Here is an 18,209-nt window from a genome sequence, read left to right on the forward strand (position 1 = left end):
TGTTCCGGTTGGGGGCATCGGAGGGTTGTCACCGCACGAGGAGGGCGAGCACTTTCGGGACGAAGTCCTTGTGGCACGGGAAGATCACTCGGTGGTCTGTATCGGGATAAAACTGTCGCTGGCGCTGGGCAGGCGTTTGGCCGGTTTGTACGGCGTACCCCTTGGCCAGGGCACGGGCCGCATCAGGCACACACAGCGCTGCGTGCTGCGTGCTGCGCGCGCCCATGGCACGGTTGCCGCCCACACGCCCACACGCCCACACGCCCACACGCCCACACGCCCACACGCCCACACGCCCACACGCCCACACGCCCACACGCCCGCAGCATGGCAAGCTGTTGCGGCGCGGGGCGGTGGAGAGCAGGATCAGGCCTGTGGCTGGTAACGCTCTGCGGCATGGGCCTGGCGGATGTCGGACATCAGGCCCTGGCGCGCCTGGTTCAGTCCATCCCAGCGCTGCGCGACATGCAGTGGTGGAATGGTCACCAGTTCCTTGCGGTCAAAGCCCACGAGTGCTGCGTCCACAAGCTCACCGACTTCCATCACCTCCGGCAGGGTGTTGATGTCAACGCCGGAGCGGCTCCAGATTTCCGTGCGGGTGGCGGCCGGCAGCACCGCCTGCACGTAGACGCCCTTGGCGCCCAGTTCCACATGCAACCCCTGTGACAGGAACAGCACAAAGGCCTTGGTGGCGCCGTAGATGGTCATGCCCAGCTCCGGCGCGAAGCCCACGACCGATCCGATGTTGACGATGGCGCCCTGGCCCGCTTGTGCAAAACGCGGCGCGACAGCGGCCGCCAGCCGGGTTGGCACGGTGGTGTTGAGCATCACCAGGCGGTCGATGCTGTCGGGGCTTTGCTGGACGAAGGCGCCGGATTGCCCCATGCCCGCGTTGTTGACCAGGATGCCGATGGAGGCGTCTTCGCGCAGGCGCGCCTCCACCCTGGCCAGGTCGGCTTGCTGGGTGAGGTCGGCGGGCAGCACATCGACCGCGACCTGGGCTTCTGCGCGCAGGCGGGTGGCCAGCAGTTCCATGCGGGCCTGGTCGCGGGCCACCAGCACAAGCGGATGGCCGCGGCGGGCAAAGCGTTCTGCGTAGGTGGCGCCGATGCCGGAGGATGCGCCGGTGATGAGGACGGTAGGCAGGGTGGTCATGGTGGGATACCTGAGTGGGAGGGAAAGGACAAAGAACAGACCGGCTATCAGGTGCTTGTGCGATCAGACGGTCTGCTGGCGGCGAAGAAGTACGGTGGGCGGGCAGCACCCTTCCGCGCCACAGCGGCGGGCGCTGTAGCGGAGGGTGCTCCTGCGAGCGTTGCTGTAGTGGAGAGGGGCGTAGCGGGCAGGGACCCGGAGGCGGGTTCCTGCCGTGTGCTGCGTCGTACTGCCTGGGCCTGGGATCAGGCCGTGGCTGTGGCTGTGTGTGCGGGGTAGTCGGTGTAGCCTGCCGCGCCGCCGCCGTAGAGCGTGGCCATGTGCATCGGGGCCAGGGGGGCGCCAGACTGCAGGCGCTCCACCAGATCCGGGTTGGCAATGTAGTCATGGCCGAATGCGACCAGGTCCAGCTTGCCTTGCTGCAGCCGGGCTTCGGCCAGATCGCGGGTGTAGCCGTTGTTGGCCATGTAGGTGTGCTTGAAGCGTGTGCGCAGAGCGTCGTAGTCGAACGGGGCGACATCGCGCGGACCGCCGGTGGCACCTTCGATCACATGCAAGTAGACGATGCCCAGTGCGCTGAGCTGTTCCACGATGTAGTTGTACTGGGGCTGCGGGTCGCTGATGGAGATGCCATTGGCCGGTGACACCGGCGAGATACGCACGCCGGTGCGCTGGGGGCCGATTTCCTTGGCCACGGCAGCCGTCACTTCCAGCAGCAGCCGGGCGCGGTTTTCCACGGTGCCGCCATAGGCGTCGGTACGGTGGTTGGCGCCGTCCTTGACGAATTGCTCCAGCAGGTAGCCGTTGGCACCATGCACTTCCACACCATCAAAGCCTGCGGCCATGGCGTTGGCGGCGGCCTGGCGGAAGCTTTCCACAATGCCGGGGATTTCATCCAGTGCCAGTGCGCGGGGTTCGGACACTTCCACGAAGCCATTGTTCACAAAGGTCTTGGTCTGGGCACGGATGGCGGAGGGCGCCACGGGCGCAGCGCCGGCGGGCTGCACGGACACGTGGGACACGCGGCCCACATGCCACAGCTGCACAAAGATCTTGCCGCCCTGGGCGTGCACCGCATCGGTGACGGCGCGCCAGCCGGCGATCTGCGCGGGCGTGTACAGACCGGGGGTGTCCTGGTAGCCCTGGGCCTGGGCCGAGACCTGGGTGGCTTCCGCAATGATCAGGCCTGCCGAGGCGCGCTGCGCGTAGTAGGTGGCCGCCAGCGGGCTGGGTACCAGGCCTTCGCCAGCGCGGTTGCGGGTCAGCGGGGCCATCACGATGCGGTTGGCCAGCGCCAGATCGCCCAGAACATACGGTTGGAAAAGCGATTTCTCAGTCATGTTGCATCTGCTCCAGGGGTGAAGAAGTTGTAATGATGATGAGCATAATCTAAATTGTCAAGACTTTGATGATGGTCATCATCTATGTATAGTCAAGGCATTTCCTGCAGGTGTACACCTTAGGGCAAAGCCATGAAAACCAGCAAGGCACAGGCACAGGACAACCGGGCGCATGTCGTGCAGACAGCGTCCGCGTTGTTTCGCGAACGCGGCTACGACGGCGTGAGTGTGGCCGAGCTGATGGCGGCCGCAGGCTTTACCCATGGGGGCTTCTACAAGCAGTTCCGCTCCAAGGCGGATCTGATGGCCGAATCTGCGGCCTGTGGCATGGCACAGACCGCTGCACTGGCGGCGGGCATGGACCGGCCGGCCTTTGTGCGCAGCTACCTGTCGCGTGCGCACCGCGACACGCGTGCAGCGGGTTGCACCATGGCCGCCCTGGGGGCGGATGCGGCACGCCAGCCCAAAGCAGTCAGAGCCGCATTTGCCGAGGGCATCGAGCACCTGCTGCAGGCCCTGGAGAAAGAGGTTTCTGCGCCGGAGCAGACCGGGCCGGGCGTGGCGGGCGAAATGGGCGAGGTGCGTGCCCATGCCATCGACACCCTGGCACACGCGGTCGGGGCTCTGGTCCTGTCGCGGGCCTGCCCGGATGATTCGCCTTTGGCCGACGAGATCCTGTCGGTGTGCCGGGACCGGATGCTGCAGAGGCTGGCTGCGGCACCCTAAAAACCACCCAAGCCGCCATTCAAGACAAGGTCTGCGGCAGTGCGCGCCTCGGAGCCTCGCTGAGCACCTGCCGGGCGGGGTAGCTACCGCCTGCGGTCAGGCGGCTGGCGCATCGTCCAACGCTTCATCGTCACCCAGCAGTTCGATGCAGGAGTCCAGCAGCGCATGCAGCGCCACCACGCGTTCGCTGCCCAGTTGTTCGTTCAGCGCCAGCTGGGCGGCCTTCCAGGTCTGCTGCGCCTGGGTCTGCTTGGCGATGCCGGCTTCTGTGGCGCTGACCAGGCGGCTGCGTGCGTCCGCGCCGGCTCCCACGGTCAGCAAGCCAAGGGCCGCCAGCGGCTGGAGGTTGCGCGTCAGCGTGGAGGCATCCATCTGCATGCGCCGGGCCAGATCCCCCGGGCGTATAGGCCCGAGTTTGACCACATGGGACAGCAGCGAGTACTGCGTGATCTTCAAGCCCACGTCGGCGACAAAGCTGTCGTAGTGGCGCGTCACGATGCGGCTGAGCTGGCGCAGCTTGAGGTTGGTGCATCCCTGGGGCTTGATGGCGTTCTTCATTTGATATATTGTAGATACAACAGTTGCAATTGCAAGTTTAAGCAATCAAGGAGACCGTCATGACCATGGAACAGGTGATCGAACGCTGGCAGGTGGAGGAAGCTGCGGTACGCGCGCGTCTGGGGGAGGTGGGGACAGCGGCCCCCAGCGATGTGGCCCAGCGCTCAGGTATGGAAGTATTTGACGCCATCTTTGCCGGGGAACTGCCTCCGCCGCCCATTGGATTGACGCTGGATTTTGTGCCCATCCATGTGGCGCCAGGGGAGGCCGTGTTTCAGGGTAGCCCCAAGCGCCGCCACTACAACCCGCTGGGCACGGTGCATGGCGGTTGGTTTGCCACCTTGCTGGATTCTGCCGTGGGCTGCGCCATCCACGCGAGTTTGCCCGCAGGCAAGGCCTTCACCACGCTGGAGCTGAAGGTGAACATGGTGCGCGCACTGACCGATGGCGTGCCGCTGGTGCGGGCAGAAGGAAAGGTGATCCATGTGGGCCGCCAGGTGGCCACCGCAGAAGGGCGCATCGTGGGGCCCGATGGCAAGCTGTACGCGCATGCGACCACGACCTGCCTGATCTTTGACCATCCGGTTGGCAAGCAGCCGTCCTGAACTGCGCTCCAAGAGGGGGCTGCTGAAGGTGTGGACTAGAAAAAGCTGCCCGCCCAGTGGCACAAACGGCCTTGCGAGCCCGTACGCCGCGAAACGCGCCATCGACCGCTCCATGCTTATGGGGGGCGCCTGTTCAGGGCAGGCAACGTTCCACGCTGGTGTTGGTCGCTGCTGTTGTTGCTGCTCAGGCGCTGGAGCGGGAAGGACTCTGCCCAGCCAGCAGCCACCATCTACAGAACCCGCTGCTAGCACGGCTTGTGGACGGATGCAGCCGACGCCGTCGGCGGCCACCAGCGGACTGGGCGGCGATCGCCGGCGCAGGCGTGCACTCCACCAAAATGCGCAGCGGGCACTCTGCAGGCTGGCTACAGCGCGAGCAGATGCTCGCAATCCATCTCTGATTGGCTTGCTCCATAGCCTGCAACCCTGCCTGCCCTAGGCTTGGGGGAAGGATATGGGGGGCGTGGCGCTATGGCAATCTGCACTGCTCGCGCGTGCGGTTGCCCGTGGATAATGGAAACTCGAATAGAGCGGGTTGGACAGCGCGGGCAGCCTGGGGAACGACTCTGGGTGCAGAGGCCTTTTCAGTGGTCTGGACCCGGGCAGCTTGTTGTTTCTTTCCTGTATGCAAGAGATCATCTAGCCATCCATGAAATTCAGCCGCTTTCCCCTGACCTTGTGCCTGCTGGTGATGGCGGCGTCGCCAGCCAAGTCACAGACGGTTCACAACGCGATGAGCTTCGAGCAGGCCAGGGCGGCGTTCCTGGAACGGTCGGAGCAATTGGCTGCATCGATCAAGTCGGTGGACAGTGCCCGTTTGCGCCGGGAAGGCATGGAGGGGCTTGGCGGACCTTCGGTCTCCATCACCGGCATGGCGTATCGCTATTCGGCCAATGTCGACGTGGATCTGGATCCCGCACGGCGTGCGCTCGGTAACGGTATCTCGCTTTTGCCGCCCCAACTGGGCGGCGCGGTCGCGCAATTGCCCAGCCTGCCGAGCAACTACGATCTGCAGCGCAAGAGCAATGTAGGCTCGGCCAGCCTGGCCGCCGTCTGGCCTGTCTATATAGGGGGACTGGGCGACGCCGTACGCGGCGAACTGGATGCCATGACCGACGAAGCGGTTGCCGATGCGGCCAGCAGTCGTGCGCAGCTTCAGACCCTGCTGGTGCAGCGTTACTTCACGGCGCAACTGGCCGATCGGAATGCGTCTTTGCGCCGCCGCGCCCTGGAAGGCGTTCGGGCGCATGATGACGCGGCCCAGCGCATGCTCAAGGCCGGCGTTATTTCCCAGGTCGAACGCCTGCAAGCCAGTGCAGCCCTGGCCGACGCCCAGCAGCAGTCGCGCAAGGCCGATGACGATGCCCGGCTGGCACACAGTGCGCTGGCGCGGACGGTGCATGCCGGCGCTGCGGTGCGCCCCAGCTCCCCTTTGTTTGTCAGCAGTGAAGCCTTGCCGCCGCTGCTGCAGTTTCTGGATTCCGCACTGAACCATCACCCTGGGCTCAGCCAGGTCGCGGCCAAGCAGCGTCAGGCCGCTTCGCTGCACGATGCATCCGAGGCGCTGCGCAAGCCGCAGGTTCTGGCCTTTGGCCTGCGCGAGGTGAATACCACGGGCAAGCCCAGCTGGGTCGCGGGTGTGGCGGTGCGCTGGACGCTGTGGGACAGCATTGACCGCGACAAGCTTTCGGCGGCAGGCCTGCGCAAGGTGGAGCAGGCCGAGCTGATGGATGCCCAGGTGCGCTCCGACATCGGATTGCTGGTCGAGAAGAACTGGCTTGCCGTGGAACAGTCGCGCACCCAGTACCTGGCAGGACAGGCCCAGGAAAATCTGGCGCGTGAACTGCTTCGCCTGCGCCAGGCGGGCCTGAAAGAGGGCACCAGCACCACACTCGACCTGATTGATGCGCAGCTCAATCTTGCCAAGGTGCAGACGGAACGCGCCTTGGTGGCCAACCAGTATGTGCAGGCTCTGGCCGCCCTGCTGGAGAGCACGGGGCAGAGCGACGAATTCAGCCGCTACATGGCACGTGCCGACATTCAGATCACCGCAGACACACCATGAACACACCTGAACCTGCCTCTTCTGCCGCAAGCCCTGGCCCCATGGTCAGAAAGCCCAAGCGGCCGCCTGTTGCGGCGCTGCTTGCCGTGGCTGCGGTGCTGATCTTCATCGTCTGGGGGTTCTGGCAGTCTGCCCAGCCTGCTGCTCCATTCTTCCAGGGACAGATGGAGGCGCGTGAATCCGATATTGCAGCCAAGGTCACCGCGCGTATCTCCAAGGTGCATGTGACCGAGGGGCAGCGTATCCAGCCTGGCGATCTGCTGGTGGAAATGGACAGCCCGGAGGTGCAGGCCAAGCTGGCACAGGCCCAGGCTGCGCGTGATGCGGCCCAGGCCGTGGCCACCAAGGCCAGCAACGGTGCGCGTCCAGAGGAAGTGCAGATGGCGCGCCTGGGCTGGGAGCGTGCCCAGGCGGCGGCGAGTCTGGCCAAGACTTCGTACGACCGGGTGCAGAGCCTGTTCAACCAAGGCCTGGTTTCCGCCCAGAAACGCGACGAAGCGCTGACGAACTGGCGTGCTTCGGATGCGCAGGCACGCGCCGCCAAGGCCCAATACGACATGGCGGCCAGCGGCGCGCGTGCGGAAGACAAAAGCGCAGCGGCCGCGCAGGTGCGCCAGGTCGATGGTGTCATCGCGGAAGCCAAGGCCGCTGAAGCTGAAACCCAGTTGCGCAGCCCGGTGGGCGGAGAGGTGGCGAATGTGCTGGCCAAGCAGGGCGAGCTTTCGCCCCAGGGCGTTGCGGTGGTGACGGTGGTGGACCTGAGCGACCAGTGGCTGGTGCTCCATGTGCGGGAGGACCAGCTGCAGCGCTTTGCCATGAAAAGCCGCTTTACCGGTCGGTTGCCGGCGCTGGGAAACCGGCAGGCCGAGTTCGAGGTGAGCTTTCTCGGCGTACTGCCGGACTTTGCCACCTGGCGCACCACGCGTGGCAGCCAGGGTTTTGATGCGCGTACCTTCGAAGTGAGAGCCAAGCCGGTTCAGGTGATCGACGGTGCGCGCCCAGGCATGAGCGTGATCGTCGAAGGGGCTGCCGGAGCGGGTGCATGAGTGTGCTGACCGCCAGCTTGCGCCGTGAATGGGGCCGGCTGCGGGCGAGTCCCTGGGACTGGGCCATGGTCAGCTGGGTGCCCATGCTGGTGCTTGCGCTGATGTGCTGGATTTTTTCGGCGGGCCAGCCATATCGCCTGCCCATTGCCGTCTGGAGCGAAGACAGCTCTGCGCTGTCGCGCCAGCTGGTGCGCATGCTGCAGGCCACTCCCGGGCTGGAAGTGCGCCAGACCGTGCTCAACCGGGAAGAGGCAGCGGATGCGTTGCTACGCAGGGAGGTCTACGGGGTGGTCCATATTCCTCTGGATCTGGAGACCCATGTCAAGCAGGGGCGTGGCGGCGCGGTGACCTTGCTGCACAACGCACAGTTGGCCACGGCATCCAGTCTGCTGCAGCGTGACCTGAAGCAGGTGGTGGGCACGCTGTCGGCCGCTGTGGAGATGCAGACTTCGGCCAAGCGTGGAACGCCGCACCAGGTGCTGCAGGTGCAGATGGAGCCGATCAAGACCCAGTTGGTGGCGCTGTTCAATGTGTCCACCAATTACGAACAGTTTCTGGCTGCCGCCTTGATTCCTGCGCTCATCCATATTCTGGCGATGACGGCAGGCGCGTGGTCCGTGGGGCGGGAGCTGCGGGACCGTACGCTGGGGGACTGGCTGAGCCCGGATGGCCAACCTGCAAACGTCGCATCGGTGGCGGCCGCGCTGTTTGGAAAGCTGTTGCCGCCTGCGGTGCTGCTGTGGGGCAGCGGCATGGCGGCTTTGCTGTATCTGGCGCTGTTGAGAGGCTGGACCGTTGCCGGCAGCATGGCCTGGATTGCAGTGGGTCTTGCCGCGCTGGTTGCGGTGAGCCTGGCGTGTGGCGCGGCGTTGGCGGCCATCACCTTGTCGTTGCGTACGGCGCTTTCGGGGGCCGGCCTGTTGTCGGCGCCCGCATTCGCCTTCAGTGGCATGGGCTTTCCCTTGCTGGCGATGACGGGCAGTGCCCAAAGCTGGGCGCTGGCCATGCCCTACACCCATTACGCAAGGTTGCAGGTCGAGCAGTGGCAGATGGGCACGCCCGTGGTCCAGACGCTGCCCGTAGTGGCAGGCCTGCTGCTGGCGACGCTGCTGCTGTTTGCACTGGCCTCGGCGGGTTTGTCGCGCGGGCTGTGCAGGCCCGAGAAATGGGGAGGGCGCTGAGCCATGCCCCATCCCGATGTCGGTTTTCCCCGGTTGTGGCTGGACAGCCTGGTCCTCATGCTGCGCGACAAGGGCGCGCTTTTGCTGCTGGTGGGCGCGCCGATACTCTATGGTTTTTTCTATCCCTGGTTCTACAGCACCCAGGTGGTGCAGCAGGTGCCGGTCGCTCTGGTGGTGCATGACAACTCCGGCCTTGCCCGGCAAATGCTGCGGTTTGCCCAGGCCAGTCCACGGATTGATCTGAAACTGGTGACCTCCGATGAGGGCGAGGCCCGCGAGGCGGTGCTGCGCGGTGAGGTCATGGGCTATGCACTGCTGCCGCGTGATCTCAAACGCGATGTGCTGCGCCGCACGGATGTGGTGGTGCCGGTCTATGCCAACGGCGCTTATCCGCTGGTCAGCAAACAGGTGCAATACGGTTTTGCCGAGGCGTTTGGCACGGTGTCTGCCGGTGTCGAGATCAAGCGCTTGCAGGCTGGCGGTCAAAGCGCACCACAGGCGGCGGTGGGCCGCTCGCCGGTGAACTTGCAGACCGTGGCCCTGTTCAATCCCACAGAAGGCTATGGCAGCTTTGTTGTGGCAGCCGTGGCGGTGCTGATCCTGCAGCAGACGCTGCTGATGGGCAGTGCGCTGCTGGCAGGAACCTGGCGGGAGCAGGCGCTAGCGCATGTAGGCGCTCGCCAGTGGCTCGCACGGCTTCTGGCGCTGTGCGTGCCAGGCTGGCTGGCGGGGCTTTTCTATTTTGGCTGGATCTTTGTCTGGCAGGACTTCCCGCATGGCGGCAACCCATGGGGCGCTCTGGCGCTGCTGGCCTGTTTTGTGCCGGCGGTGGTGGGATGCGGCTGCCTGCTCGGCTGGTGGCTGGCGAACCGTGAGCGGGCGTTACAGGTGGTTCTTTTTACCTCGATTCCACTGGCTTTTCTGGGGGGCTTCACCTGGCCGGCCGAGGCCTTGCCTGAGCCGCTGCAGTGGTTGCGCTGGCTCTCGCCCAGCACGGCGGGAATTGAGGCCTCGCTGCGCTTCAATCAACTAGGTGCGCCGCTGCTTTCCGGCGTGGCACAGCTGGCCTGGCTGTCCAGCATGGCGTTGCTGTCCTGGCTGACCGTGCTCTGGCTGGGTGCACGGCGGCGCAAAGCCGCGGTGTGAGCCAGATCGGGCACTGTGATTCGACCCGCTGATGCAGCAGGCCTTGCCGAAATCCCCGTGGGTGTCCTTGTCCGGTCATGCAGCGGGAGCCAGGGGGCAGAAAGCGGACATCCTAATCATCCGAGATAGCCATACGCCCATGGCGCGACGGACCACACTATCCTCCAAGCAAACGGCAGTAGTCCTTTACTCTCCGGTCGCGCAGAAGGACTACCTACGCGCATCATGAAGATGGCCTGCTCATGGCATGGTGTTTGGTTAGATGTAGGGAGCCTTGCACAGATCGAGTCTATTGCTTTGCATCCATATATTGCGATAATAAATTTTAATTGACTTCGTGAAATTATTCGTATTAATGAAAATACTGGGAAAAACAGTGGTCTGGGATGAGAAGCATTGATTTAATTCAATAATGTAGATTGAAGTTATTAGATTTTTAGGGTGATTTCATTTTTTTGTAATTTTTGGACCAGTATAGACTATGTGGAGTGGCTGATCGTAGGCAACAGGCCATGAAAAATGTATTCGATATTGAGGAGGTAATTTAATTTTCCCATGCCATGGGCAAGATATTTTTCCACCATTGTTTGCAGGGTGGTTGAAATTCAATTCATTCTTAAAAACTATTTTTTCGGTGTCAGAAGAGTCAGAGAACCAGCCTTTATCTCCAGTGAAATATTCTTGATATAAAAAATGTCCACGAGGTGTTCTTTGGCCATTCAAGTCGAAACAAGTCTTAAATTCATTTAGCACTGAAAGCCGGTCAATGATTGAAATGGCTGCTGACTGGCTAAATGGAAGTCCATCTAAAGGCTCGAAGCAATCTTCAGAAAACGACAATTCAACAAAGCGTAGTCGGCATTGACCAGCCAATGCATTCCAAGTCAAAGGACTTGGCGCGCTAGCCTTCAGCTCGTCCTCTAGTAACTTCGATGAGTAATAGTTTTTTACATCAATAGGGTACGGATTTTGATTATTTAGATGAAAATTTACTTTCAGTGGATCCGACAAAAATGTAGAAGGCGAAGTGCTAGCAGTTCTACGATCAATTCCTAAATGAATGCAATAGGCAGCCTCGCCTAATGACGATTCAGTTATCACGTCCCCATTGTGCTCTAGGTAATCATCGGCTGAATGCTGTCGGCCATCTTCCCAAAAGGGGCCGCGACGATTAAACCATTCAATAAGTGCTCGTTGCTCATTTAAAGTTAGCGCCCCAATTATTTGGTGTAAATTTTTGTTATGGGTGATTTTTACTTCACTAATATTTTTTCGGCAATGAATCTCTCTCCCAAATCTTCTCGCCGTTAGACGCATTTCCATCATCAAATCAAGTGCATTCTTAAATTCGGAAATTTCTTGAAATTGACCATGGAAAGATAATTCGTTAAGATAAATTTCCACTTTAAGAACCCCAGCCTGCAAAAAATGATGAGTCTTTGTCGAATTGATCAAAAAAACCTTCGGGCCAAAAATCTATGTCGCCATCCTTGCTGATTGAAGGCGAAAGAACCTGTTGATCTGAAAGCGAGCGATCATGAAAAAAATGTAATGAAACCTGTTCGGGAGTTAAAGTCTCAGCCTTAACCGCTCGCCTTATGCCATTCAATATGTGGTCACTATGAGTTTCGATTAGGACCTGAACGCCGCTGCGTGCAACCTCAGCTAGAAAAATACCCATCTTAACTTGTCCGGAAGGGTGCAAGTGGACTTCAGGATTTTCAATCATTAATAAGTCATTTTTCGATGCAGAGAGCGCTGCGACAACTAATGGGAAAACTTGAGTAATACCAAATCCAACATTTATCGGCCGATGGAAATCAGTTCCATCTGAAGTTCTGATACCAAGAGATACAGCGTTTGCATTTGCAATTTGTTGTACATCAATCCCGCAACCGGGGAAAAATGTACGCATCCTAGCCTCTACCTGTCTAAGACGGGTGGGTGGGACATCAGGCAATGCTATCGCGGCTGAAACCGGCAGATCTCGCCCTATATGTAAGACCCCCGCCGCGTGCTCACCGGCAGAGCCCACAACCGCTGCAGATTGTGGATCACTTAGTTCGTAAAATTCTCTTGGACCAATACGTTCCGCTGTTATGTACGTGAGGTTCTTTAACTTGGTTCCAATCTGATGTGTAAGTGTAGTGGTATTAAAATATGGCATCATGTACTGCATATGCACCGGCTTATTTAAGATTCCAGCGCCTCCATCGAATAGCTCAATGCTCATCGACATTTCGGACCGATCACCAGAGAATTCCCAGCGAACATACCCGTCACTTCCTTCAATTCCGATGCCAATATTTCGTCGGCCATTCAGCTTATCAACTACATCAGCTACCGTGCCCAAGGAAACGGACTTACCGTTTAGCATTAACCGAGTGGACCATTCATGCTCACGCATGGTCTGACTGAGTAATGCAAGTGCTTGAAGAACTGATGATTTACCTGATGCGTTAGTGCCTGACAGAAGTGTTAGATTAGAGAGTGGTAGCTTTAAGATCTCAAAGCATTTGAAAAAAGATAGATCAATTCGTTTAATCATTAATAATTTCTTCCAGCATAGCTTCAAACATGGCAAAACGTGTTAAAACCCGATTGGGCTGGTTTGTTCCCAATGTTATTGAATCATTAAAATCAGAATTTAAAAGCAATTCATAAAAACAGTCTTTTATGGCTTCTGCATGGGCTTCCAAAACAGACTCAGGGTATCTGCAGAAAGTTGTAGTCATTACATCCCACAACGAGGCATTAAATACACTTCTGGCTTGGTCCTCGCTGTAGTGCTTTCTGAAAGCATGTTTTCCAAAAATAAAGATGGAACTCCTTAGGCTGGATCTAAATGCATTTGATAAACGAGCAAAGTGCATCTCTGGCATTGTATTCATATATACCAGTGCTTCAGCTAGGAATATATCCATGTCCCCTTTATAGTATTGATAGCCGTATAAAGCGAATGCACAAAATCTATTAATTAACTCACGATCCCGCATGGTTTCATGCTTTAGGCTACCTCCCGTTGCTTTTTTGAATAATTCTGATGCAGCTTCATCGCGTAAAAATTTTGTGGCAGGCCCCGTGTAGAGACTGTTTCTCATTTGTTGTCGGGTTAATGGTATTCCACTGTTAACTCGATCAAATATATCTAGCAATGCCTTTGCTGGCACTTTTGCATCAATGACATATAAAATTAATCCGCAGTCTTCAATTCTATTCTGTAGTTTAGGGGATAAATCACTGAAATATTTGCCGTGCAATTCTATTTGGTCAGGGAGCTTTAATGGGAAATTATTATTTGCAAATCTTTGGAATGTCGAAAGACGTTGTAGTCCATCCACAACAATCATTTGGCCACGGTTATTCTCTGCCAAGTAAAAAACAGGTAGGGGAATTCTCATTAAAACCGATTCGATCAGCTTACTTTGCTTGTCAATAGGCCAAATGAAATCTCTCTGGAAATCTGGATCCATGACAAATGAGCCTTTTTCAATCCGGCGCAAAACGTCATGTACTGTGCGGTTCTCATTTCTGATGAGCACTGTATCAATCGGGTAATCACCCCAAGATGCATCTTCATCCTTAGCGATACCTTCGATTTCTTCATTCATTTTATTAAATTCCTGATTCATTTAGCCATAAATATTATATTAGTTCACTAAATGTCATGTATAATATTTATTTAATCAAATAGGTGAAATAAAAACACCGTAGCTCTGCTACGGTACCCTAGCATTGACCTAATAGGTAGTATGGTACACGTTGACTGTTGATCCAAGCTTCAAAGCGATGTAAGGAGATAGACACAGAGCGCTCTTAAGCCAAGTTGCTTCCCGCTGTCGATGAAAAGCTAGTCAATGGATTTTTCGAATGCTGCCTGTTGATAGGTCATAGTTCTGCTTTGGGTGAAATCAGTTGTTGCCCCAAGTAGTCAGCGAATCCAAATATGGTCTGAGACTACTGAGGAGTCGCTGTACGACGGCCAAAAATTGACTCAAAGCAGCAGCTGATGGCACTTCAGGCACTTACGATGGAGGTTTGACATTGTGGAGGCCGAGCCGTGCCGGAGAGCTATCTGGGAAGCTGTTTATGTGCAAAGGTCAGCTACCGTCTGCTGACACCACCCAAGGCGGTGACCCATTGCCATTGCTCGCAGTGCCGCAAAAGCCATGGCGCGGCGTTTGCCACATACGGTGCGGTGCCGCGCCAGGAGGTGTGCATCGTTTCGGGGGAAGCGGACATCACGTCCTATGCCTCGTCGGAATCCGTGCTGCGGCAGTTTTGCCGGCACTGCGGTTCGTCCTTGTTCTGGTCCAGAAAAGCCGGGGATTGGAGCGACTGGGTCTGCGTGGCGCTGGGCACGCTGGATACGCCTTTTGAGGCGACCAAGCAAAAGCATGTGCACCTGGATGCGCAGCCTGCATGGTCCCCCTTCCCTGGACCGTGCGTGCAGCAGGGCTGAGCGCTCAGGCCCTGCGCTGCCATGGAGTTCGGCCAGGCATGGTGATCGCCAGGCCTGCGTCCCCATCCTGTGCCGTTGCTCAGCCGTTGCGTGGCCTGGCCGTGGTGCCATGGGCCTGCCCACGTAGCTGTTGGCTGGTGGACAGCACCAGCCGCCGGTAGCCCAGCAAGGTGCCTGTGGCGGCCAGGGCCAGCGCGCCCATGCTCAACAGCACCAGAACGATGTCACGCGGCCAGGCGTGCTGCAGCATCCACGACAGGTCCCAGCTGTGCAGAAAGTTGAACAGCCAGCGGTTGGCACGCTGTGCGCGGTCCAGGCTGAGCACCACCTCCCCGGATGCGGGGCTGAGGTAGACGACTGTGCGGCCCGGGTCCTGGAACTGCACCCGCAGCACGGGCAGGTCGCGGGCGGCGGCGGCGTACATGGATGCCTGTCCGCGCCGGTAGTAGTAGGCGTCGTAGCGGTCCAGAACGGTGGCGGAATGGATGGCGAAGGGCAGCAGCAGGGGGGCGGCGCGTTCCAGCTGTGCAGGCTCCAGCGCGCGCTGGACCTGGTAGCTGCCTGTTGCGCCGGACAGCACGCGGCTTGCGCCCGCTGCATCCAGGGCCAGCAGGTAGGGTTGGCCGGCCAGCACTTTCCATTCGATCTCGCGGGTGTCGAATCCGTCGGCCTGCAGCAGTTGCAGCGCATCCTGCACGGCCAGCGCGGGCCGGGTGGTGCCCGGAAGGCCTTGCTGGTAAGCCCGCAGGTCCGGGCGCGCACCCGTGGGGCTGAAGATGCCCAGCGGGTTCATGGACATCAGGCCGCTGAAGATCCACAACACCATCACCAGCCCGAACACCAGGCCGGTGATGTGGTGCCAGCGCATCTGGAATTCGCGGTACGGGGTTTTGGCGCCTGACTTGTAGCGCCCGCTGAAGCGCCAGCGCCAGATCCCTACCAGGGCCCCGGCCAGGGCCGAGAGGGTGCCCAGCGCAGACAGGCCAATGACCAGCCAGCTCCAGACCGGGTCTTTGGCGCCGTCGCGGAACATATAGACCCAGTGCAGCCAGGCGCCCACGTAGTTCCAGTAGCCCTGGTAGCGCGGCACATCCACCAGCACTTCGCCCGTGGTGGAGGAGATGTACAGCAGGGTCTGTGCAGCATCGTGCATCTGGACCTGGTAGAGCGGGCGGTGCGCATCCAGCATGCCCGCGTGGGACCAGCGGTCACCCTGGGTGCGCCCCAGCACCTGGCCGGAGGCACCGGGCAGGAAGGCCTGGGCGCTGCGCAGTGCGGTGGCCGCATCGACCGGAGGGGCGGCGGCCCCGGTGGTGGCATCCACCACGCGCCATGTGCCGTCGCCTTCCTTGAGCCGGTAGCTGGGCCGCCCGGCGATGGTGGTGAGCGTGATCTGCTGCACGGCCTGCGGCGCGGGGCTGCGCAGCAGGGCCGCTTCCACCGGCACGCAGCACTGCGCGGCGGCCAGGGGGAGCGGGGGCAGCGCGCCCAGCCGCTCTGCGGGCTGCAGCTTGGGATAGCCCACAAAGAGCATCACCATGCCGCTGAGCACCCACAGGGCCATCAGCACGCAAGCGGCCACCCCGGTCCAGCGGTGCACCAGAAACACCAGGCGTTTGGCGTGGGAAATAGACCACATACGCAGCCCGATCAGAAGCGGTGGTTCACCGTCAGCTCGACACGCCGGCCTTCACCGACGAACCACTGGTTGGTGGTGTAGTAGGCGGTGGTGAAGTAGTGCTTGTCGAAGACGTTGAAGCCGCGCAGCGTCAGCGTGGTGTCCGCCGTGGCCTGCCATTGCAGGGCCAGGTCGGTGGTGGTGTACGCCGGCAGCCGGAGCGTATTGGCCGCATCCGCATAGCGCTGGCCGACATGGCGCAGCCCGCCCGACAGCGTCCAGCCGGGTGTGAACTTCCAGCCTACCCAGACATTGGCCACGCGCTCGGGCACATCGGTGGGCACATTGCCGTTGCGTGATACGGCGACACCGCCCACGGATTCGCGGAAGTCGTCATAGCGGGCCTTGAGCAGTGCCACGTTGGCGTCGACCTGCACGGACGGGGTGATCTGCAGTGACAGCGTGCCCTCGAGTCCCTTGGATGAACGCTCGCCGACCTGGATACGCAGCGCGGGATTGCTGGGGTCGCGTGTGAGCAGATTGTTCTTGGTGATGGTGTAGGCAGCCAGGGTCCAGTCACCCTTGCCTTCCCAGAACGACTGCTTGAGGCCGACTTCGAACTGCTTGCCGGTGGACACATCGAAAGCCGCGTTCGCTGCCGACAGCATGAGCAGGCCGCTCACCGGGTCGGCCGCCTTGGCGGCCTGGGCGTAGAGCGACAGATCCGGCTGGAGCTTGTAGACCGTGCCCAGGCGCCAGCCGGTGTTGGAGTAGCTGCGCTGGAAGGCCTGGCTGCCCGCCACCAGGTCCTGGCGGGTGAGGTCGGCGTGGTCAAACCGGGTGCCTGCCACGATGGACCAGCGCCCGGTCAGCTCCAGCCGGTCTTCGGCGAACGGCGCATACTGGTCGGCCTGGTTGCGGTAGCGCGGAATGTAGGGCACCGCGCTGGTGTAATAGCCCGGGTCGGGGTGGTAGGGGTCCACGGAGCCGGAGCTGCCGGTGTAGGTGTTGTTGCTGTGCTGGAACGTGGCACGGTTCACATCGAAGCCCACGGACACCTGGTTGGGGCGGCCGAACAGGCTGCCGGTGAAGGTGATGTCGGTGGTGTTGCCGGTCTGCGTCTGGTCGTGGCCGATTTCGGTGTTGCCCGAACGGTCGATCAGGCCTGTGCTGGCGTTGTAGGCATAGGTTTCGGCGTTGCGCCAGTAGCGGTCGCTGCGGATGTGGTAGAGCTTGCTGCGCACCACGGTGCTGCTGCTGGGGGCCCACTGGGCCGTCAGTTCGGTCCAGCGGTCCTGGTAGCGTATGCGGCTGTCGGCCACGTTGTAGTTGCGCTCGCGCAGGGCCGGGTCCTGCCCGCCGTTGACCAGGGGCGTGCCAAAGTAGCGCATGGGTTTTTGCCGGCCTTGCGCGTGCGAGAGCTGGAGACTGAAGTCCGGCGTCAGGTCCCAGCGCAGCGCGCCGCTTACGGTGCGGTTGCTGGAATCACCGCGGTCCACCCAGCCGTCCGACTGGTCGCCGCTGACATCCAGGCGGTAAGACCATTGGTCATTGATGGCGCCACCGCTGCCAAAGGCCAGGGCGCGCTTGCCGTCCGTTCCGATGGTGGCCTGGACTTCGTTGCGCACCGGGCCGCGCGTGGGTTTCTTGGGGATCACGTTGACCACGCCGCCAATGGCGCCGTCGCCATAGATGACCGAGGCAGGGCCGCGTAGCACTTCGATGCGGTCGATGGACCAGGTGTCGAACGGAAAGCTGACGCCCACGCCGCCGTACTGGCGGGTGCCGTCATACAGGCGCATGACGGAGGTGGTGTCCGTGAAGCCGCGCGCGGACAGGGAGCTGCCGCTGTTGCCGGGGTGGCCCAGGCTGGTGATGCCGGTGGAGCGGGTGATGGCATCGACCAGCGTGCTGTCGCCCTTGGCCTCCAGCTGTTCGCGGGTGGTGACTTCCACGCTGGCCGGTGTGTCGCGCAGGCTCAGGTCCAGGCGGCTGCCGGTGCTGACCGGGCGTTCCAGGGCGGTGCTGCCGGACGAGTGGACGGTGACGGTGTCCAGCGTGGCAGCGGGTGCGGTGGCGGTAGCGGTGGCGATTTGGGCCCAGCCGGGAGAAGCCGCCCATGCCAGTGACAGCAGCCAGGGCAGCCGGGCCATGGCCAGGGCTGTGCGCGGGCGTTGCAGGGCGAGGGACGAGCGAAAACGGGCAGCGCCTTGGGGCGCTGCAGCAAAAATGGGACGGGTCATGAACGATCTGCGTGCAAGTGGAACCAGCCGCGCAGGACCAAGCCCGGCGGCGATGGCGTGCGCC

15 protein-coding genes are annotated in these 18,209 nt (G+C 60.6%); 7 read left to right on the forward strand and 8 right to left on the reverse strand.

Annotated features, from left to right (window positions below; translation table 11 throughout):
* Positions 1–366: 366 nt before the first annotated feature.
* A complete protein-coding gene (locus CT3_RS08070) occupies positions 367–1,155 on the reverse strand; it encodes an SDR family NAD(P)-dependent oxidoreductase (RefSeq protein WP_066535186.1) in 789 nt (262 codons plus the stop codon).
* Positions 1,156–1,400: 245 nt separating this feature from the next.
* Positions 1,401–2,495 (reverse strand): alkene reductase, encoded by a 1,095-nt coding sequence (locus CT3_RS08075; RefSeq protein WP_066535184.1) that lies wholly within the window; start codon positions 2,493–2,495, stop codon positions 1,401–1,403.
* Between the two features lie 132 nt (positions 2,496–2,627).
* On the opposite strand from CT3_RS08075, the gene CT3_RS08080 reads away from it, so the two are divergent.
* Positions 2,628–3,221: a TetR/AcrR family transcriptional regulator gene (locus CT3_RS08080; RefSeq protein WP_066535181.1), complete on the forward strand. Its 594-nt coding sequence runs from the start codon at positions 2,628–2,630 to the stop codon at positions 3,219–3,221.
* A gap of 96 nt (positions 3,222–3,317) precedes the next feature.
* Here CT3_RS08080 and CT3_RS08085 read toward each other — a convergent pair whose 3' ends face one another.
* On the reverse strand, positions 3,318–3,779 hold the full coding sequence (locus tag CT3_RS08085; protein WP_066535178.1) for a MarR family winged helix-turn-helix transcriptional regulator: 462 nt from the start codon (positions 3,777–3,779) through the stop codon (positions 3,318–3,320).
* Between the two features lie 59 nt (positions 3,780–3,838).
* On the opposite strand from CT3_RS08085, the gene CT3_RS08090 reads away from it, so the two are divergent.
* The 5 genes from CT3_RS08090 (at position 3,839) to CT3_RS08110 (ending at position 9,822) form a co-directional block, all read left to right on the forward strand.
* Entirely contained in the window at positions 3,839–4,384 is a 546-nt protein-coding gene (locus CT3_RS08090) for a PaaI family thioesterase (protein ID WP_066535177.1), read from the forward strand.
* A 691-nt stretch (positions 4,385–5,075) separates the two neighbouring features.
* Positions 5,076–6,449, forward strand: a complete 1,374-nt coding sequence (locus CT3_RS08095) for a TolC family protein (RefSeq protein WP_305954873.1) — start codon at positions 5,076–5,078, stop codon at positions 6,447–6,449.
* Positions 6,446–7,495, forward strand: a complete 1,050-nt coding sequence (locus CT3_RS08100; protein ID WP_083520380.1) for an HlyD family secretion protein — start codon at positions 6,446–6,448, stop codon at positions 7,493–7,495. The genes CT3_RS08095 and CT3_RS08100 overlap by 4 nt, the downstream gene beginning before the upstream one ends.
* On the forward strand, positions 7,492–8,676 hold the full coding sequence (locus CT3_RS08105; protein ID WP_066535170.1) for an ABC transporter permease: 1,185 nt from the start codon (positions 7,492–7,494) through the stop codon (positions 8,674–8,676). Before CT3_RS08100 ends, CT3_RS08105 begins: the two co-directional genes overlap by 4 nt.
* A gap of 57 nt (positions 8,677–8,733) precedes the next feature.
* A complete protein-coding gene (locus CT3_RS08110; RefSeq protein WP_370510806.1) occupies positions 8,734–9,822 on the forward strand; it encodes an ABC transporter permease in 1,089 nt (362 codons plus the stop codon).
* A 447-nt stretch (positions 9,823–10,269) separates the two neighbouring features.
* Here the strand turns inward: CT3_RS08110 and CT3_RS08115 are convergent, their stop codons facing one another.
* From CT3_RS08115 to CT3_RS08125, 3 genes are read right to left on the reverse strand one after another with little or no spacing between them, the layout of a single operon-like run.
* Positions 10,270–11,226 carry a hypothetical protein gene (locus tag CT3_RS08115; protein ID WP_127446194.1) on the reverse strand — a complete coding sequence of 319 codons (957 nt, stop codon included), beginning with the start codon at positions 11,224–11,226 and terminating at the stop codon, positions 10,270–10,272.
* A 1-nt stretch (position 11,227) separates the two neighbouring features.
* Positions 11,228–12,370: a DUF3696 domain-containing protein gene (locus CT3_RS08120; RefSeq protein ID WP_083520379.1), complete on the reverse strand. Its 1,143-nt coding sequence runs from the start codon at positions 12,368–12,370 to the stop codon at positions 11,228–11,230.
* The gene (locus tag CT3_RS08125; RefSeq protein WP_083520410.1) at positions 12,363–13,433 is read right to left on the reverse strand and encodes a DUF262 domain-containing protein; all 1,071 of its coding nucleotides are present in this window, start codon (positions 13,431–13,433) and stop codon (positions 12,363–12,365) included. The genes CT3_RS08120 and CT3_RS08125 overlap by 8 nt, the downstream gene beginning before the upstream one ends.
* A gap of 449 nt (positions 13,434–13,882) precedes the next feature.
* On the opposite strand from CT3_RS08125, the gene CT3_RS08130 reads away from it, so the two are divergent.
* Entirely contained in the window at positions 13,883–14,284 is a 402-nt protein-coding gene (locus CT3_RS08130; protein ID WP_066535162.1) for a GFA family protein, read from the forward strand.
* A gap of 79 nt (positions 14,285–14,363) precedes the next feature.
* On the opposite strand, the gene CT3_RS08135 is transcribed toward CT3_RS08130, so the two are convergent.
* Together CT3_RS08135 and CT3_RS08140 are read right to left on the reverse strand one after the other, a co-directional pair.
* Positions 14,364–15,923 carry a PepSY domain-containing protein gene (locus CT3_RS08135; protein ID WP_066535160.1) on the reverse strand — a complete coding sequence of 520 codons (1,560 nt, stop codon included), beginning with the start codon at positions 15,921–15,923 and terminating at the stop codon, positions 14,364–14,366.
* Between the two features lie 11 nt (positions 15,924–15,934).
* Entirely contained in the window at positions 15,935–18,145 is a 2,211-nt protein-coding gene (locus CT3_RS08140) for a TonB-dependent receptor (protein WP_066535157.1), read from the reverse strand.
* Positions 18,146–18,209: the final 64 nt, after the last annotated feature.

The organism is Comamonas terrigena NBRC 13299 (assembly GCF_006740045.1).
Classification (GTDB): domain Bacteria; phylum Pseudomonadota; class Gammaproteobacteria; order Burkholderiales; family Burkholderiaceae_C; genus Comamonas; species Comamonas terrigena.

What these genes read in the sequence shown, in the direction of transcription:
- CT3_RS08070 (WP_066535186.1), bottom strand. Translation starts at nt 1,155, where the DNA reads ATGACCACCCTGCCTACCGTCCTCATCACCGGCGCATCCTCCGGCATC.
- CT3_RS08075 (WP_066535184.1), bottom strand. Translation starts at nt 2,495, where the DNA reads ATGACTGAGAAATCGCTTTTCCAACCGTATGTTCTGGGCGATCTGGCG.
- CT3_RS08080 (WP_066535181.1), top strand. Translation starts at nt 2,628, where the DNA reads ATGAAAACCAGCAAGGCACAGGCACAGGACAACCGGGCGCATGTCGTG.
- CT3_RS08085 (WP_066535178.1), bottom strand. Translation starts at nt 3,779, where the DNA reads ATGAAGAACGCCATCAAGCCCCAGGGATGCACCAACCTCAAGCTGCGC.
- CT3_RS08090 (WP_066535177.1), top strand. Translation starts at nt 3,839, where the DNA reads ATGACCATGGAACAGGTGATCGAACGCTGGCAGGTGGAGGAAGCTGCG.
- CT3_RS08095 (WP_305954873.1), top strand. Translation starts at nt 5,076, where the DNA reads ATGGCGGCGTCGCCAGCCAAGTCACAGACGGTTCACAACGCGATGAGC.
- CT3_RS08100 (WP_083520380.1), top strand. Translation starts at nt 6,446, where the DNA reads ATGAACACACCTGAACCTGCCTCTTCTGCCGCAAGCCCTGGCCCCATG.
- CT3_RS08105 (WP_066535170.1), top strand. Translation starts at nt 7,492, where the DNA reads ATGAGTGTGCTGACCGCCAGCTTGCGCCGTGAATGGGGCCGGCTGCGG.
- CT3_RS08110 (WP_370510806.1), top strand. Translation starts at nt 8,734, where the DNA reads ATGCTGCGCGACAAGGGCGCGCTTTTGCTGCTGGTGGGCGCGCCGATA.
- CT3_RS08120 (WP_083520379.1), bottom strand. Translation starts at nt 12,370, where the DNA reads ATGATTAAACGAATTGATCTATCTTTTTTCAAATGCTTTGAGATCTTA.
- CT3_RS08125 (WP_083520410.1), bottom strand. Translation starts at nt 13,433, where the DNA reads ATGAATGAAGAAATCGAAGGTATCGCTAAGGATGAAGATGCATCTTGG.
- CT3_RS08135 (WP_066535160.1), bottom strand. Translation starts at nt 15,923, where the DNA reads ATGTGGTCTATTTCCCACGCCAAACGCCTGGTGTTTCTGGTGCACCGC.
- CT3_RS08140 (WP_066535157.1), bottom strand. Translation starts at nt 18,145, where the DNA reads ATGACCCGTCCCATTTTTGCTGCAGCGCCCCAAGGCGCTGCCCGTTTT.